Annotated in this window: 17 protein-coding genes and 1 other RNA gene; 13 read left to right on the top strand and 5 right to left on the bottom strand. The window is 64.4% G+C overall.

All coding sequences use genetic code 11. From position 1 onward, the window contains the following. Positions 1-38 precede the first annotated feature (38 nt). From LDZ23_RS07955 to trxA, 3 genes are all read right to left on the bottom strand, one after another. A complete protein-coding gene (locus LDZ23_RS07955) occupies positions 39-875 on the bottom strand; it encodes a M90 family metallopeptidase (protein WP_034473724.1) in 837 nt (278 codons plus the stop codon). Between the two features lie 111 nt (positions 876-986). After that, positions 987-2,252: a transcription termination factor Rho gene (gene rho / locus LDZ23_RS07950; protein ID WP_008349328.1), complete on the bottom strand. Its 1,266-nt coding sequence runs from the start codon at positions 2,250-2,252 to the stop codon at positions 987-989. Positions 2,253-2,510: 258 nt separating this feature from the next. After that, the gene (trxA, locus tag LDZ23_RS07945; protein ID WP_008349330.1) at positions 2,511-2,837 is read right to left on the bottom strand and encodes a thioredoxin TrxA; all 327 of its coding nucleotides are present in this window, start codon (positions 2,835-2,837) and stop codon (positions 2,511-2,513) included. 332 nt (positions 2,838-3,169) lie between these two features. Between trxA and ffs the strand changes: the two genes are divergently transcribed. The 10 genes from ffs (at position 3,170) to LDZ23_RS07895 (ending at position 12,079) form a co-directional block, all read left to right on the top strand. After that, an RNA gene (gene ffs, locus LDZ23_RS07940) (signal recognition particle sRNA small type) lies at positions 3,170-3,268 on the top strand. Positions 3,269-3,411: 143 nt separating this feature from the next. Then, the gene (locus LDZ23_RS07935; protein WP_034473749.1) at positions 3,412-5,637 is read left to right on the top strand and encodes a DNA polymerase III subunit gamma/tau; all 2,226 of its coding nucleotides are present in this window, start codon (positions 3,412-3,414) and stop codon (positions 5,635-5,637) included. 105 nt (positions 5,638-5,742) lie between these two features. Beyond that, entirely contained in the window at positions 5,743-6,069 is a 327-nt protein-coding gene (locus tag LDZ23_RS07930) for a YbaB/EbfC family nucleoid-associated protein (RefSeq protein ID WP_008349334.1), read from the top strand. Positions 6,070-6,120: 51 nt separating this feature from the next. After that, complete coding sequence (gene recR / locus LDZ23_RS07925) at positions 6,121-6,717, top strand: recombination mediator RecR (protein ID WP_034473726.1); 597 nt, start codon at positions 6,121-6,123, stop codon at positions 6,715-6,717. Between the two features lie 14 nt (positions 6,718-6,731). Next, positions 6,732-6,956 carry a DUF1653 domain-containing protein gene (locus LDZ23_RS07920; protein WP_034473750.1) on the top strand — a complete coding sequence of 75 codons (225 nt, stop codon included), beginning with the start codon at positions 6,732-6,734 and terminating at the stop codon, positions 6,954-6,956. A 25-nt stretch (positions 6,957-6,981) separates the two neighbouring features. After that, positions 6,982-8,187, top strand: a complete 1,206-nt coding sequence (locus LDZ23_RS07915) for a CaiB/BaiF CoA transferase family protein (protein WP_008349341.1) — start codon at positions 6,982-6,984, stop codon at positions 8,185-8,187. 50 nt (positions 8,188-8,237) lie between these two features. Continuing rightward, entirely contained in the window at positions 8,238-9,275 is a 1,038-nt protein-coding gene (locus tag LDZ23_RS07910) for an ABC transporter substrate-binding protein (protein ID WP_034473728.1), read from the top strand. 3 nt (positions 9,276-9,278) lie between these two features. Further along, positions 9,279-10,109: an ABC transporter ATP-binding protein gene (locus LDZ23_RS07905; RefSeq protein WP_008349347.1), complete on the top strand. Its 831-nt coding sequence runs from the start codon at positions 9,279-9,281 to the stop codon at positions 10,107-10,109. Between the two features lie 12 nt (positions 10,110-10,121). Further along, positions 10,122-10,946, top strand: coding sequence for an ABC transporter permease (locus LDZ23_RS07900; RefSeq protein ID WP_034473729.1), 825 nt, complete (start codon positions 10,122-10,124; stop codon positions 10,944-10,946). Between the two features lie 149 nt (positions 10,947-11,095). Beyond that, positions 11,096-12,079 (top strand): glycosyltransferase family 9 protein, encoded by a 984-nt coding sequence (locus LDZ23_RS07895; RefSeq protein ID WP_008349351.1) that lies wholly within the window; start codon positions 11,096-11,098, stop codon positions 12,077-12,079. 10 nt (positions 12,080-12,089) lie between these two features. Here the strand turns inward: LDZ23_RS07895 and LDZ23_RS07890 are convergent, their stop codons facing one another. Together LDZ23_RS07890 and LDZ23_RS07885 are read right to left on the bottom strand one after the other, a co-directional pair. Continuing rightward, positions 12,090-13,076, bottom strand: coding sequence for a glycosyltransferase (locus tag LDZ23_RS07890; protein WP_034473730.1), 987 nt, complete (start codon positions 13,074-13,076; stop codon positions 12,090-12,092). A 48-nt stretch (positions 13,077-13,124) separates the two neighbouring features. Further along, entirely contained in the window at positions 13,125-14,099 is a 975-nt protein-coding gene (locus LDZ23_RS07885; protein WP_008349355.1) for an NADPH:quinone oxidoreductase family protein, read from the bottom strand. 80 nt (positions 14,100-14,179) lie between these two features. On the opposite strand from LDZ23_RS07885, the gene surE reads away from it, so the two are divergent. Genes surE through LDZ23_RS07870 form a run of 3 tightly spaced genes read left to right on the top strand, consistent with a single transcriptional unit; the run spans position 14,180 to position 16,991 of the window. After that, positions 14,180-14,938, top strand: coding sequence for a 5'/3'-nucleotidase SurE (surE, locus tag LDZ23_RS07880; RefSeq protein ID WP_008349357.1), 759 nt, complete (start codon positions 14,180-14,182; stop codon positions 14,936-14,938). Continuing rightward, a complete protein-coding gene (locus LDZ23_RS07875; RefSeq protein ID WP_034473751.1) occupies positions 14,935-16,029 on the top strand; it encodes a protein-L-isoaspartate(D-aspartate) O-methyltransferase in 1,095 nt (364 codons plus the stop codon). Before surE ends, LDZ23_RS07875 begins: the two co-directional genes overlap by 4 nt. A gap of 5 nt (positions 16,030-16,034) precedes the next feature. Continuing rightward, a complete protein-coding gene (locus LDZ23_RS07870; RefSeq protein WP_034473731.1) occupies positions 16,035-16,991 on the top strand; it encodes a peptidoglycan DD-metalloendopeptidase family protein in 957 nt (318 codons plus the stop codon). Positions 16,992-16,994: the final 3 nt, after the last annotated feature.

Raw genomic sequence — 16,994 nt, 5'->3', positions numbered from 1 at the left:
CAGTCGGTTGACATCTTTTTCGGAGGCCGCGGCGCAACTCATGCAGCCGGCGCGACGAGCGCCCCAACGCCCGCCGGGTCTTGCCGGTAATAGCGCGCGAGCAGCCGGTAAAGCTCGGGATATTCGGCTTCGAACAGCTTCGGCGTCACGAAAAGCGCCTCGCTGCACACCGCGAAGAATTCCGACGGATGATCGGTCGCGTAAGGATCGATCAGCGAGTCGCGTTCGAACCGCGCCCAGCGGCGCTCCGGCACCGCATCGACGCGTGCGCAGAACTGGTCATAGGCGTTGTCGAAAATGTCGGACCACGTGGTCGAATCGAGCGGCGCGTGCCAGCGCCGGTAAAGCGGCGGATGACCGTCGGCCTCGCCCGTCACCATGTCGATCTTGTGCGCGAATTCGTGGATGACGACGTTGTAGGCGTCCGATCCGTCGGCCATCTGCGCGTCTTCCCACGACAGGACGACCGGGCCGCCTTCCCACGCTTCGCCGCTCGCATCGTGCTCGACTTCGTGCACGACGCCGTCTTCGTCCTCCACGGTTTTGCGGATGATGAACTCGCCCGGATACACGATCACACCGACCCAGCCGCGATACAAATCGAGATCGAGATTGAGCACCGGCAGACAGGCCTGCGCGGCGATCGATACGATCATCTGATCCGTCAGTTCGAGATCGTGCGCCGTCGAGAATTCCTTCTGCGCGATGAAAAGGCTCGCGGTGTCGCGCAGACGCGCGAGGTCGCTGGCGTCCAGATGTCCGAAGCACGGATACGTGTCGAGCGTGCGTTGCCAGAGCGCGTCGTCGATCGCGTATTTGCGCAGCGCGCGCTCGCGGCGTTGCGCGCCGAACCAGCGGGAGAAGAGGTTGGCCATGCGTTGAATCGGAAGACTGGACTAGTTGCGGATTGTACGCACGGCCCCAATAAAAAACCGCCTGACGATGCAGGCGGTTTTCTGTTCCGAAGCAGCGAAGCGGGACGGGGATCAGCCTCCGCCGCGGCGCATCATGTCGAAGAACTCGGCGTTGTTCTTCGTCTGACGGATCTTGTCGAGCAGGAATTCCATCGCTTCGACTTCGTCCATGTCGTGAATGAACTTGCGCAGCACCCAAACCTTCTGCAGCAGATCGGGCTTGATGAGCAATTCTTCGCGACGCGTGCCCGACTTGTTCAGATTGATCGACGGATAGACGCGCTTTTCCGCGAGGCGGCGCTCGAGGTGCACTTCCATGTTGCCGGTGCCCTTGAACTCTTCGTAGATCACGTCGTCCATGCGGCTGCCCGTTTCGATGAGCGCCGTGCCGATGATCGTGAGCGAGCCGCCTTCCTCGATGTTGCGCGCGGCGCCGAAGAAGCGCTTCGGACGCTGCAGCGCGTTGGCGTCGACACCGCCCGTCAGCACCTTGCCCGATGCCGGCACGACCGTGTTGTAGGCGCGCGCGAGACGCGTGATCGAGTCGAGCAGAATCACGACGTCATGCTTCATTTCGACGAGACGCTTCGCCTTCTCGATGACCATTTCGGCCACTTGAACGTGACGCGCGGCCGGTTCGTCGAATGTCGATGCGATGACTTCGCCGCGCACCGAGCGCTGCATTTCAGTGACTTCTTCCGGGCGTTCGTCGATGAGCAGCACGAACAGGATGACGTCCGGATGATTCGCCTTCACCGCATGCGCGATGTGCTGCAGCATCACGGTTTTACCCGACTTAGGCGATGCGACGAGCAGGCCGCGCTGGCCCTTGCCGATCGGCGAGATCATGTCGATGATCCGGCCCGTGACGTTTTCCTCGCCGCGCATTTCGCGTTCGAGCGGCAGCGGCTTGTTCGGATGCAGCGGCGTGAGGTTCTCGAACATGATCTTGTGTTTCGAGGCCTCGGGCGGCTGCCCGTTGACTTTGTCCACCTTCACGAGCGCGAAATAGCGCTCGCCGTCCTTCGGCGTGCGGACTTCGCCTTCGATCGTGTCGCCGGTGTGCAGATTGAAGCGGCGGATTTGCGACGGGCTGATATAGATGTCGTCCGTGCTCGCGAGATACGACGTCTCGGGCGAGCGCAGAAAGCCGAAGCCGTCGGGCAGCACTTCGAGCGTGCCGTCGCCGAAAATCGTGTCGCCGCCCTTGGCGCGCTTTTTAAGAATCGCGAACATCAATTCCTGCTTGCGCAGGCGGTTCGCATTTTCGATTTCGAGGCCGTTGGCCATCTCGATCAGTGCGGAGACGTGCTGAGACTTGAGCTCGGATAAATGCATACGGATTTCCCGCCGGGGAGAGAGGTGCGACAGAAAGATTTGGGAGAAGAGGTGAGCGGAACCGCTCGAGACTTAATACTTCTTGAACTCTTGTGATTCTAGCATAGCACACGCCACAGCGGCCTCGGGTGGGCTTTGGGCGGGGCTTGTCGGCCGATGTTGTCGCGTGACAACATCGGCTGCATCGGCACCACGCCTTGGCGTGTCGTCGATGCAGACGCGAGCGACGGGAGATGCCGCCGCTCGCCGGTGATGCCGTTACAGGTTGCTGTCGAGGAACGCGGTCAGTTGCGACTTGGACAATGCGCCGACTTTCTGCGCGGCCACTGCGCCGTTCTTGAAGAGAATCAGCGTGGGAATGCCGCGCACGCCGAACTTCACGGGCGTCGACTGATGTTCGTCCACGTTGATCTTCGCGATCTGCAGGCGATCGCCGTAATCCTTCGCGACTTCGTCGAGGATGGGGGCAATCATCTTGCACGGACCGCACCACTCAGCCCAGAAATCGAGCAGGACAGGTTTATCCGACTTGACGACATCCTGTTCGAAAGAAGCGTCGCTGATGTGCTTGATTGATTCGCTCATTGTCTGAATACCTCTATTGAATCGAGGCCCGCGTTTGAATGCTCGCCACGATACACCAAAACCGAAAAAATTTTCGTCACCAACGGGCCGGACTTCGGCCCGCGCGCCGTGCGCCAGAATGAACCGCGAACGGCGGCGAATGATCCGCGGAAGGGCGAAATGCACCACTTCCAAGTAATTCACGTGTCATCTTAGCCTAATTCGCTATCCGTTGCCGGATGCTGATAGGGCGCATCTGAGGCCGAAAATACGAAGCACAAGAGGGGCTCGGAAGGGCGTGCGTTTCGCCGACGCCTTCCGGCTGCGCCCGACCCCGTGGTACAATTCAACGTGACGGGCCTCCTCGCATGGTGGCGCGGTCAACCTGGTCAGGTCGGGAACGAAGCAGCCACAGCCGCTTTCCACCAGTGCCGAGGGTCGGGCTCGTCACCTTCCGCTTTTCTTCCGTAGGTCTCCCTGCTGGTTTTCCTGGCTTATTCGTGTTCCGCACGCCATGGCGCGTGGCGCGTTCGTGCGCCCGATCACCCCGCTGGAGCGGCGTTTGCGCAAGGTCGTTGCTGATACAATTTCGCGCATGACCTATCAAGTTCTCGCACGCAAATGGCGGCCGAAATCATTCGAGTCGCTCGTCGGCCAGGAGCACGTCGTCCGTGCGCTCACGCACGCGCTCGACGGCGGCCGCCTGCATCACGCGTATCTTTTCACGGGCACGCGCGGCGTCGGCAAGACGACGCTCTCGCGCATCTTCGCGAAGGCGCTCAATTGTGAAACCGGCGTGACCTCGAAGCCGTGCGGCGTGTGCCGTGCGTGCCGGGAAATCGATGAAGGCCGCTTCGTCGATTACGTCGAGATGGATGCGGCGAGCAATCGCGGCGTCGACGAAATGGCGGCGCTGCTGGAGCGCGCCGTGTACGCGCCCGTCGATGCCCGCTTCAAGGTCTACATGATCGACGAAGTGCACATGCTCACGAACCACGCCTTCAACGCAATGCTGAAGACGCTGGAAGAGCCGCCGCCGCACGTGAAGTTCATTCTCGCGACGACCGATCCGCAGAAGATTCCGGTCACCGTGCTCTCGCGTTGCCTCCAGTTCAATCTGAAGCAGATGCCGGCGGGGCACATCGTCTCGCATCTGGAGAACATTCTTCAGCAGGAGAACATCCCGTTCGAGCCGCAGGCACTGCGTCTCTTGTCGCGCGCGGCGGACGGCTCCATGCGCGACGCGCTTTCGCTGACCGATCAGGCCATCGCGTATTCGGCGAACGAAGTCACCGAGGATGCCGTGCGCGGCATGCTCGGCGCGCTCGATCAAAGCTACCTGATCCGTCTCATCGACGCGCTCGCCGGCGGCGACGGCCCCGGCGTGCTCGCGATTGCCGACGAAATGGCGCTGCGCAGCCTGTCGTTCTCGACGGCGCTGCAGGATCTGGCGAGTCTTCTGCATCGGATCGGATGGGCGCAGTTCGCACCGACGTCGGTGCTGGACGAATGGCCTGAAGCCGCGGACATCCGCCGCTTCGCCGAGATGCTGTCGGCCGAGCAGGTTCAGCTTTTCTATCAGATCGCCACGGTCGGGCGCAGCGAGCTCGGTCTCGCGCCGGACGAGTACGCCGGCTTCACGATGACGCTCCTGCGCATGCTCGCGTTCGAGCCGGCGGGCGGATCGGGCGGCGGCGTCGCCGTGGGTGCGCCTTCGGGCGCGAAGCCCGCGCGCAGCGCCGCGCTCGTGGGTGCGATGGCCGAGCGCGCCGTCGCGCCTGCGCCTGCGTCGGTTGCTAAAGCGCCGGCGCCCGCCGTCGAGACGGTGGTCGTGAAGGCGGTCGAAGAACCCGTCGTCGAAAAGAGCGAGCCCGTGCCGGTAAAAGCCGCGCCGATGCCGAGCGCCGCGCGACAGGCCGTCGATGAAGCCGCGCCTGCCGCGCCGAGCACGTCCGACGAAGCCGCGACATCGCGCGCGGCAAGCGGCGCGAGCGCGGCGCTTGAAGTCTTGCGCAGCGCGGGCATGCGCCTGTCGTCCGATCGGGGCGCGCGTGGCGCGTCTGCGCAGACGGCGGCTCCCGCTGCGCCCAAGCCCGTCGCGAAACCGGCCGCGCAAGTTCCGGTGCCGACGCCGCGCCGCGCTCCGGCTGCCGCATCCGCCGCGCCCGAGCCGAAGCCCGAGCCGAAGCCCGCGGCCGGCAACGCGAGCAAGTCGAACGTCGTGCCGCCGTGGGAAGAGATGCCGCCCGACGACTACGCGCCGGCCGGATCCGAAGACGCTTATTTCATGCCGCCCGACGACGGCTTCGTGCCAGCCTTCGACAGCGGCCCGGACGACATGCGCTTCAACGCCGAGCCCGCCGCGAAACCGGCGCCCGTCATCGACACGGCGCCGTTGCCGCCCGCCGTGCCGCTCGATGCGCTCGGCGTGTCGATCGAATGGGCGGCGCTCGCCGTCGATCTTCCGCTGAAGGGCGTTGCGTATCAGCTTGCGTTCAACAGCGAGCTCACCGCCTGCGATGCGAATTCCGTGACGCTTGCGGTTCCGGTCCAGATGTACACCGACGCCACGCATGTCGGCAAGCTCAAGGCCGCGCTCGCCGAAAAGCTCGGCCGCGCGATCGAAGTCAGCGTGAACGTCGCGCCCGCGCGGCGCACCGCTGCCGCGCTCGACGCCGCCGAACGCGCCCGCCGTCAGCAGGAAGCCGAGCAGGAGATCAAGCAGGATCCGTTCGTGCAATCGCTGATCCGCGATTTCGGCGCGAGCATCGTGCAGGGTTCGATCAAGCCGATTGCCGCATCGGGCGCGAATCCATCGTGAACTGAAGCGCGCGGCGCGGTTTTCGACTTCGCGCCGCCGCACCGAATATCGGGCGCGCGCATCGCGCGTGCTTTTGCCACACGTTTTCCAGTAAGGAGCCGAACCATGATGAAGAACCAACTCGCCGGGCTGATGAAACAGGCTCAGCAGATGCAGGAAAACATGAAGAAGATGCAGGATCAGCTCGCGCAGATCGAGGTCGAGGGCCAGTCCGGCGCCGGTCTCGTGAAGGTGACGATGACCTGCAAGAACGACGTTCGCCGCGTGCAGATCGACCCGAGCCTGCTCGCCGACGACAAGGACATGCTGGAAGACCTCGTCGCCGCCGCGTTCAACGACGCCGTGCGCAAGGCGGAAGCCACCACGCAAGAGAAGATGAGCGGCATGACCGCCGGCATGCCGATGCCGCCGGGTTTCAAGCTGCCGTTCTGATCGCGCGCGCCGGAGCGGATTCGGCGCGCTTCGATGTCAAATGAAGGACACATGAAACAACCTTCCGCCCTGTCGGCGCTCGTCGAAGCGCTGCGCGCGCTGCCCGGCGTCGGACCGAAGTCGGCGCAGCGCATGGCGTATCACCTGATGCAGCACGATCGCAAAGGCGCCGAAAAGCTCGGCAATTCGCTGCTGTTCGCCACCGAGAATCTGAAGCACTGCGAGAAGTGCAACACGTTCACGGAAAGCGATATCTGCGAAGTCTGCAGCGACGAAGAGCGCGATCCGGCTTTGCTGTGCGTCGTCGAGACGCCTGCCGACCAGATCATGCTCGAACAGACGCTCACGTATCGCGGGCTCTATTTCGTACTGATGGGACGGCTCAGCCCGCTCGACGGCATCGGTCCGAAGGAGATTCACTTCGAGCGGCTCATCAATCGCGCGCTCGACGGCGTTGTGCGGGAAGTGGTGCTGGCTACCAACTTCACCAACGAAGGCGAAGCGACCGCGCACTATCTCGCGCAAACGCTCAAGAGCAAAGGGCTCAAGGTGACGCGGCTCGCGCGCGGCGTGCCGGTCGGCGGCGAGCTCGAATATGTCGATGCCGGCACGATCGCGCGCGCGATGCTCGATCGCCGTTCCGTATGAAAGGACTCCAATCGATGACAGAAACCGAAGCGCTCGCGCTCGCGACGCATCGTCACTACAAGGGCGGGCTGTATCGCGTGATCGGCGTCGCGCGGCACTCGGAAACCGAGGAAGCGATGATCGTCTACGAGCATCTTTGGCCGCATGAACGCGGCTTGTGGGTGCGCCCCGCGGCGATGTTCAACGAGACGCTCGCCGACGGCACGCCGCGCTTCAAGCCGCTCGATATTCCGCTCTGAGAAAACACACAAAGGAGACACGACCATGAGCGCAACGACGGGACCACTCGCGGGCGTGAAGGTACTGGAACTGGGCACGCTCATCGCCGGCCCGTTCGCCGCGCGCTTCATGGGCGAGTTCGGCGCCGACGTCATCAAGATCGAGGATCCGAACGGCGGCGACCCGCTGCGCAAGTGGCGCAAGCTCTATCCGGAAGTGGGCGGCACGTCGCTCTGGTGGGCCGTGCAGGCGCGCAACAAAAAATCCGTGACGATCAATCTCAAGGCCGACGAGGGCAAGGAGATCGTGCGGCGGCTCGCGAAGGAAGCCGATATCGTCGTCGAGAATTTCCGGCCCGGCTTGCTGGAGAAACTCGGGCTCGGTTACGAGGTGCTGTCCGCCGACAATCCCGGTCTCGTGATGGTGCGCCTTTCCGGTTACGGTCAGACCGGTCCGTATCGCGATCGTCCGGGCTTCGGCGCAATCGCGGAATCGATGGGCGGTTTGCGTCATATCACCGGTTATCCGGATTTGCCGCCGCCGCGCATCGGCATTTCGATCGGCGATTCGATCGCCGCGCTGCACGGCGTGATCGGCGCGCTGATGGCGCTGCATCATCGCCAAGTGAACGGCGGCAAAGGCCAGGTCGTCGACGTCGCGCTCTATGAAGCCGTCTTCAACATGATGGAAAGCGTCGTGCCGGAATACGGCGTGTACGGCATGGTGCGCGAGCGCACGGGCGCGTCGCTGCCGGGCATCGTGCCGTCGAACACGTATCCGTGCCGCGATGGCAGCATCGTGATCGGCGGCAACAGCGATCCGATCTTCAAGCGCCTGATGAACGCGATCGATCGCGCGGATCTCGCGGACGATCCCGCGCTCGCGTCGAACGACGGACGGGTGCCGCGCACGCAGGAAATCGACGACGCTATCGCCGCTTGGCTCTCGACGCGCAGCATCGACGAGGCGCTCGCTGTGTTGAACGCCGCCGACGTGCCGGCCGGGCGCATCTACAGCGTCGCCGACATGTTCACCGATCCGCAATACCTCGCGCGTCAGATGCTGCAGCGTTTCCCGTGGCAGGACGGCCGCGAGATCACGCTGCCGAACGTGACGCCGAAGCTCTCCGAAACGCCGGGGGAAACGCGCTGGCTCGGGCCGCAACTCGGTGAACACACGGATGAAGTACTTCAAACGCTCGGGTATGATGCCGACGATATTGCGCGGCTGCGCGCGGCCAAGGTGATCTGAGCCTCGAGCCGAACAGCGCCGACAACGATAAAACCAGGAGACAGACAACGATGAAACGCAGAACGTTCATCGCGAGCGGCGCCGCGCTCGCGGGCGGGGCAATGTCGGGCATGCCGCTCGCAATCGCACAGAACAAGCTGGAGCAGAGCAAGGTATCGGTCGCGGTCGGCGGCAAGAATCTCTTCTACTATCTGCCGCTCACGATCGCCGAGCGTCGCAACTACTTCAAGGACGAAGGGCTCGACGTCGAAATCGCCGATTTCGCGGGCGGCGCGAAGGCGCTTCAGGCGGCGGTCGGCGGCAGCGCGGATGTCGTATCCGGCGCGTTCGAGCACACGTTGCTGCTGCAGGCGAAGAATCAGTACTTCCGCGAATTCGTGCTGCAAGGGCGCGCGCCGCAGATCGTGCTCGCCGTGTCCAAGAAGGCGATGCCGAACTACAAGTCCGTCGCCGATTTGAAGGGCAAGAAAATCGGCGTGACGGCGCCGGGCTCGTCGACGGCGATCATGGCGAGCTTCGTGCTCGCGCAAGCGGGGCTGAAGGCGACCGACGTGTCGTTCATCGGCGTCGGCGCGGGCGCGGGCGCGATCGCCGCGCTGCAATCCGGCCAGATCGACGCCATCGCCAACCTCGATCCGGTGATGACCAAGCTCGATCGCGCGGGCGATATCCGCATCGTGTCGGACACGCGCACGCTCGCGGACACCGTGAAGGTGTTCGGCGGCAACATGCCGGCGGGTTGCCTGTACGCGTCGCAGAGCTTCATCACGAAGAATCCGAACACGACGCAGGCGCTCACCAACGCGATGGTACGCGCGCTGAAGTGGCTGCAGACGGCCTCGGGCAAGGATCTCATCTCGACGGTGCCGGAAAGCTATCTGCTCGGCGATCGCGCGCTGTATCTCGATTCGTGGCAGCACGTGAAGGAAGCGCTGTCGCCGGACGGCCTGATGCCCGCCGACGGTCCCGCGACCTCGCTCAAGACGCTGCAAGCCTTCGACGAAACCGTGAAGGGCAAGCCGATCGACCTGTCGAAGACCTGGACCAACGATTTCGTCAAGAAGGCGCTCGCGAGCGTCAAGGTCTGACCGATGTCGTCGCCATCGAACCATGCGCTCGCGCTCGAGGACGTCACCTGCACGTTCGCGTCGCGCGAGAGTCGCCGTGATCGCTACACGGCGGTCCGCGATACGAGCCTCGCGATCGCGCCAGGAGAATTCGTGTCCGTCGTCGGGCCGACCGGCTGCGGAAAATCGACATTGCTCAACGTGTCGGCGGGATTGCTGGAACCTTCGTCGGGCACCGTGAGCGTGTTCGGCGAAAAGCTGAAGGGCATCAACCGGCGCGCGGGCTACATGTTCCAGGCCGATGCGCTGATGCCGTGGCGCTCCGCGCTCGACAACGTCACGGCCGGCCTCGCGTTTCAGGGCGTGCCGAAGGCCGAGGCCGACAAGCGCGGCGAGGAATGGCTGAAGCGCGTGGGCCTCGGCGGTTTCGGCGACCGTTATCCGCATCAGTTGTCGGGCGGCATGCGTAAGCGCGTCGCGATGGCGCAGACGCTCATCCTCGATCCCGACATCATCCTCATGGACGAGCCGTTCTCCGCGCTCGACATCCAGACGCGCCAGCTCATGGAAAACGAGTTGCTCGATCTGTGGGCCGCGAAACGCAAGGCCGTGCTTTTCATCACGCACGATCTGGACGAGGCGATCTCGATGTCCGATCGCGTCGTCGTGCTGGCGGCGGGGCCGGGCACGCATCCGATCGGCGAATTCGCGATCGATCTGCCGCGCCCGCGCGATGTCGCCGAGATCCGCTCGCATCCGCGCTTCGTCGAACTGCACGCTCAGATCTGGGGCGTGCTGCGCGAAGAAGTGCTGAAGGGTTATCAGCAGCAGCTGAAGCCCGCCGCCGCCGAATAAGACGATACGACCATGTGGAACAAGCTGCGCCCGAATCGGGCGAATCTCATCGTGTGGCAGTGGCTGTTGCTGCTCGCGTGCTTCGTGCTGTGGTACATGCTGACGAGCCCGACGCTCTTGCCGCCTTTCTATTTCGACGACGCGAACAAGGCCGCCTTTTTCTTCGGCGAGCCGCAGAAGGTGCTCATACGCATCTGGGAATGGTTCACGAGCGGCGAGATTTACATCCATCTGTGGGTGACGCTGATCGAAACGGTGCTGGCGTTCGTCATCGGCACGGTGACGGGACTCGGCGTCGGTCTCTGGCTCGCGCTCGCGCCGATGACGAGCGCGCTCCTCGATCCCTACATCAAGGCCGCCAATTCGATGCCGCGCGTGATCCTCGCGCCGATCTTCGCGGTGTGGTTCGGTCTCGGCATCTGGTCGAAGGTCGCGCTTGGCGTGACGCTCGTGTTCTTCATCGTGTTCTTCAACGTGTATCAGGGCGTGAAGGAAGTGAGCCCGGTCGTGCTCGCGAATGCGCGCATGCTCGGCGCGAATCGCAAGCAGTTGCTGCGGTATGTCTATCTGCCGAGCGCGACCAGCTGGGTGTTTTCGAGCCTGCACACGTCGGTGGGGCTCGCGTTCGTCGGCTCGGTGGTCGGCGAATATCTCGGCTCGGCGCGCGGTGTCGGTTATCTGATCCTGCAGGCCGAAGGCACCTTCGACATCAACACGGTGTTCGCGGGGATTCTCGTGCTGACCGCGTTCGCGCTGGTGCTCGACGGTCTCGTCGCGCTGGTCGAGCGCCGGCTCATGAAATGGCAGCCGAAGAGCGGAGAAACCGAGAAGCTTTGACGCCCCGGTTGTGCGCGTGCCAACACGCCGTCAACGAAGCCGACCGTTTTCGGAATGCCCGTCATGGCACGACACGGTCGACATCGCTATCATGCTGTCCTGGACAGGCCGTTGCACGACGTCCGTCGTGCGATCCCGCGGGACCAACAATGAAACTGCGAACTGACGGTTCGATTGCGGTGGTATTGCCATCGCCGATCGGCGACAGCCTCATCGGGCTCGTTCTCGTCGACAATCTCATCCGCAACGGATATCGCCCCGTCGTGTTCGGCTGGGTCGTGGAGCAACTCGCCGACTGGTTTCCCCATGTGACGGTAGGGCGTCGCGACGCCTGGCAGGGCGCGTTCGACACCGTGATCGAGCTTCGCCCGACCGACTACGCATCGACGCTGAGCCGCTCGGGCCAGACCATCTGTCTCGCCACGCTGCCGGAATACGGCGGCTCGAAGCACATGGTCGACCGCATCGTCGATATCGCGAAGAACGTGCTCGGTCTCGCCGACGTGACGCGCGCGAACGGTCTCGTCGTGCCGTCCGGCGTCATGCGCGGGCGCTTCGCGAATCGCGTCGTCATTCATCCGACCGGCAGTCATCCTGAAAAGATGTGGGGCCGCGAGAAGTTTCTTGCGCTCTCGCGTGCGCTGACGCGGCGGAGATTGCGCCCGAGCTTTCTCGTCGCGCCTGCGGAGTTCGGCGTCTGGGGCGATATCGCTGAAGAAGGGTGCGAGGTCAATGCGCTGCCGCAACTGGGCGAAGTCGCGGCATGGATCGCCGAATCGTCGTGGTTCATCGGCAACGATTCGGGGCTCGGGCATCTCGCGTCCTGCATCGGCGTGCCGACGCTCTCTCTCTTTATGCGCCAGGGCCTTGCGCGCTCGTGGCGTCCGGGCTGGGGCCCGGGCGCGGTCGTGGTGCCGCCGTCCTTTCTGCCTTTCGGCGGGCTTCGCGAACGCTTGTGGCAACGCCTGCTCACCGTGCGTCGCGTGACATCCGCGTTCAGGACGTTGCATGGCAACCATGCGCGCGCGGCGCAACACTACGCGATGGCCGATTTCGCCGACGCCAAAGCGGCTCAGCCGACCCAAGCAACGCGCATCGGCATGCTGCCGCGCGCGCAATCGCGACGCCTATAAGCGGACGCCTTCACGCCGCGAAGCGCGAATAGACGCGCCAGCAGCGAAGCGCGCGCCACACTTCGCTCGCATTGGTCGCGCCCTTCAGCATCGCGCGAACATACCCCGACTGCAGAAACTGCCGCGCGAAAGGCTTGCGCAGTTCGTCGTCGGTCAGGCGCTTTCTGAGCACATGCAGGAGATGACCGCTTTCGCGGTTGGCTTGGCGTAGCAGAATCCGGCTGAGACTTCGGTCGGTTTGCGGATCGAGCGCGGCGGTCACGAGCGCGTCGATCACGCGCAGATAACCCGCCGCGCGGCGCGCGACAGCGGCCGGCGAGGGCGAGTTCGTGATCGATTCCGGATTGCGTCGATAGCCGTACAACGGTTCGCGCACGAAACCGACGCGCTGTGCGTGAAGCCCGAGCTGCAACGCCCAGATGATGTCCTCATGCACCACGCCTTCCTCGAAACGCAGGCCGTGTCTCACGACGACATCGCGCCGCACGCATTGCAGCCACACGCAGACGACCCAGTCGTCGTTCGGCACGGTCCGTTTCAGCCACGCCGTGCCGTCGCAGATGTCGCCCCACGGCTGGCCTTCGTACATCGGTCGAGGATCGGCGGGCGGCGGCAAGTCCTCGAAGCTGAATCCGTTGCCGATCACGAGATCGAGCCGATGCCGGCGGCCGTGTTCGATCCACGTGCGCAACGCGCCGGGCTTCATCCAGTCGTCGCCGTCCGCGAACGCGATCCACTCGCCGCGCGCGAGCGTCAGCCCGACATTGCGCGTCGCCGATACGCCGCGATTTTCCTGCGCTACCACACGGATGCGCGCATCGGCCGCCGCCATCGTTTCGAGCATGGCGAGACTGTCGTCTGTCGCGCCGTCACAGATCGCGATGACTTCGAGATCGACGCCTTGCTGATCGAGCACCGAGCGCAGCAGCGCTTCGAGCCAGGCTTCGCAGTTGTAGACCGGCACGATGACGCTGACATCGGGGCATAGACTCGCCATGGCTCTTCGCGGAGTGCGTGAAAGCGCGCAATGGTAGCAGTGCGCGCGTTATGGCTCGATCACGATCTTGCCCGTCACGCGCCGGTTCATCATGTCGTCCAGCGCTTGCGGCGTTTCGTCGAGCGAGTAGCGTTTCGTGACGACAGGGCGCAGCTTGCCCGCTTTGATCCACTCGACCATCGTCGCGAATTCCCGATCGGCGAGCGCGTGTTCGCGCTGCATGTGACCGCCCCAGAACACGCCGACGATGCTCGCGCCTTTCAGCAGCGCCAGATTGAACGGCAGCTTCGGAATCTCGCCGTTCGCGAAGCCGACGACGAGATACCGTCCGCGCCAGCCGATGCTGCGAAACGCGGGTTCGGCATACGTTCCGCCGACCGGATCGAAGATCACATCCGGCCCGTTGCCGTCCGTCAGCGCCTTGATACGCTCGCGCAAGTCTTCGTGCGCGTAATCGATGACCTCGTCCGCGCCATGTTCGCGACAGAACGCGAGCTTCTCCGCGCTCGATGCCGCCGCGATCACGCGCGCACCGACGATCTTGCCGATCTGGATCGCCGCGATGCCGACGCCGCCGGCCGCGCCCAGCACGAGCAGCGTGTCGCCGGCCTTGAGCTCGCCGCGATCGACGAGCGCGTGATACGACGTGCCGTAGGCGAGCGAGAACGCGGCGGCCTCGGCGAGATCGACGTCATCGGGCAAGACGATGCAATCGGCGGCTTTCGCGCGCGCCTGTTCGGCGAACGCGCCTTGCGCGGTGTAGGCGGCCACGCGCATGCCGGGCGCGAGATGCGTGACGCCCGCGCCGGCTTCGCGCACGATGCCCGCGAACTCCGCGCCGGGCGTGAACGGCAGCGGCGGCTTGAACTGGTATTTGTTCTGGATGATGAGCACGTCGGGAAAGTTCACGCTCGCCGCTTTCACGTCAATGACGACTTCGCCTGCTTCCGGATGCAGGTCGGGCAGCGTTTCGATCGAAAGCGTGTGGGGCAATCCGTGTTCGTTGCATCGTACGGCGCGCATGTTTTCTCCTGGTTGAACTGGGCTCAGTGTATGGCAGTTCGAGTCGTCGTCGCGCCACTTTCCTCGGTTACAATCGTCGGATGCGAATCCTACTCAGCAACGACGACGGTTATCTGGCGCGCGGCATCAATGTGCTGCACGATGTCCTGCAGCCGCTCGGCGAAGTGACGGTGATGGCGCCGGAGCAGAACTGCAGCGGCTCGTCCAACTCGCTTACGCTGTCGCGGCCCTTGAGCGTTCATCAGGCGCCGAACGGTTTCAACTTCGTGAACGGTACGCCGACCGATTCCGTGCACATCGCGCTCACGGGCATGCTCGACGAGCAGCCTGATCTCGTCGTGTCGGGCATCAACAACGGGCAGAACGTCGGCGAGGACACGCTGTACTCGGGCACCGTGGCGGCCGCCACCGAAGGCTTCATGTTCGGCATTCCGGCGATCGCATTCTCGCTCGTCGGCCGCGACTGGCTTCATCTCGACGACGCCGCGCGCGTGGCGGCCGAGATCGTCGCGCATTTCCTCGAACATCCGATGCCGGGTCATCCGTTGCTGAACGTGAACATTCCGAGCCTGCCTTACGATCAGTTGCGCGAATGGAAAGTGACGCGCCTCGGCAAGCGTCATCCTTCGCAGCCGGTGATCCGCCAGACCGATCCGCGCGGCAACCCCATCTACTGGATCGGCCCGTCAGGCGATGCGCTCGACGCGAGCGAAGGCACCGATTTCCACGCGGTCGCGAACGGCTTCGTGTCGATCACGCCGCTGCAACTCGATCTCACTCATACGAAGCTCATGGCGGAGACGCGCGAATGGGCGCGCGCCGGGAGCGCTCGCACATGAGCGACGAGCGCGCCAAGCGCTTTCCGCTGGCGCTCGCGGATCTTGTTCGCGAGCCGCGCAAACCCGCGGCCCGTCCGCAGGATTCGCGCGGCAAGCCAGCCGCCGCTTCCGCGCTGAAGCCGACGCCGACGCCGACGCCGACGCAGCCGGCAAGGCCTGGACAATCGCGCGCGGCGAACGCGACGATGAAAAATCCCGCGACGGCAGCGGCGTCCGCGAAGCCGGCCACGTCCGTTTTTCCCGTGCGTTCGGGCGCGAAGACCGCAATTGGCGGGGCGAAACCGGTTCCGTCGGCGAGCAAGAGCGCGGCGCAGACGCATCATTCGGCTCATCCGGCGCGCGCGAATTCACTGCGTCCGGCGCCGCGGCCCGGCGAGCGCGACCTGAACGCCGCCGCGATCGCGACGAAAAAAGGCGCGCCCAATGTTGCGCTGGCAAGCACGCAGACACTCACATCGGAACGGGTGCGCGAGCGCATGGTCGAACGCCTGCGCTCGAACGGCGTGACCGATCCGCGCGTGCTCAATGCGATGTCGGTCGTGCCGCGCCACATGTTCGTCGATCCGGGACTCGCGGCGCAGGCTTACGAAGACGCCGCGCTGCCGATCGGCCATCACCAGACCATCTCGAAGCCGTCGGTCGTCGCGCGCATGATCGAACTGGTCGCGACCGGGCGCGCGTTGAACAAGGTGCTGGAGATCGGCACCGGTTGCGGTTATCAGGCGGCCGTGCTGTCGCAAGTCGCCACTGAAGTTTATTCGATCGAACGCGTGCGTCCGTTGTCGGAGCGCGCGAAGCTCAATCTTCGGCCGTTGCGCGTGCCGAATATCCGGCTGCATTACGGCGATGGCCGCCTTGGCTTGCCCGCGGCCGCGCCGTTCGACGCGATCGTCATCGCGTGCGCCGGCCTGGACGTGCCGCAGGCCTTGCTCGATCAACTGGCGGTCGGCGGCAAGCTCGTCGCGCCGGTCGGATCGCAGGCCGCGCAGTCGCAGGTGCTGACGCTCGTCACGCGCGTGTCGGCAAGCCAATGGCGGGAAGAGCAGCTCGATCGCGTTTTCTTTGTACCCTTAAAATCCGGAGTGATTTGACACCGATGAGTATCCTGCGTGCTTTGCGAGAAGGAAGTGCGGACCAAGCCTTAAGCGCGGCGCAGCGCGGCGTGTGCGTGCTGGCGTTGTCCGCGCTGGCGGCGTGTTCGACGCGCATGGACATGGCGCCGGTCGTCGACAGAACGGGCGCGCCCATCGGCACGACGGCAGCGCAGACGCCGGACAACGGCCCGCCGCCGCCGGGCTATTACCGTGTGAAGCCGGGCGACACCCTATATCGGATCGCACTGGAAAACGGTCAGAATTATCACGACATCGCAGCGTGGAACAACCTGACCAACCCGAACCAGATCGAAGTCGGCCAGCTGATGCGCGTGGCGCCTCCGGGCGCGAATGTCGCGGCGGCGACGCCCGGTGTGGCGACCGCGCCGATCGTGGGCGGCGGCGTGCAGACGCAGCCGTTGAATGGCGCGAACGCGTACGCGAGCCCGCAGCCGGGTGCGACCGCGCAGCCGCCGTATTACGGCGCCAACTCGGGTATGGGCGCGGCGCCGGGAACGGCCGGCGCGGCGGCGGGCATGGCATCGGCGCCTGGCGTGCCGGGCGCGGATGCGAACGCGGCGGCGCCAGCGGCCCAGCCGGCGTTCATCTGGCCGGCGCGCGGTCCGATTCTCGGCACATTCAACGAAGCGAGCAACAAAGGTTTGAACATTGGCGGTGCGGCGGGAGATCCGGTCAACGCGTCGGCGGATGGCCGAGTGGTTTACTCCGGAAATGGGCTGCGCGGCTACGGCAATCTCATTATCATCAAACACGACGCAACTTTTCTGACAGCGTACGCACATAACCGTGCTTTGATGGTAAAAGAGGGAGACGCGGTAACTAAAGGGCAGAAGATCGCTGAGATGGGGAACAGCGATTCGGACCGCGTGATGTTGCATTTCGAAGTTCGCCGGCAGGGAAAACCTGTTGACCCACTGAAGTATTTGCCGCCGCAATAAAGC

Source organism: Caballeronia zhejiangensis (assembly GCF_022879815.1).
In the GTDB taxonomy this organism is placed as follows: domain Bacteria; phylum Pseudomonadota; class Gammaproteobacteria; order Burkholderiales; family Burkholderiaceae; genus Caballeronia; species Caballeronia zhejiangensis.
Note: the sequence above shows the minus strand (reverse complement) of the source record. Positions and strands in the feature narration are given on the sequence as shown.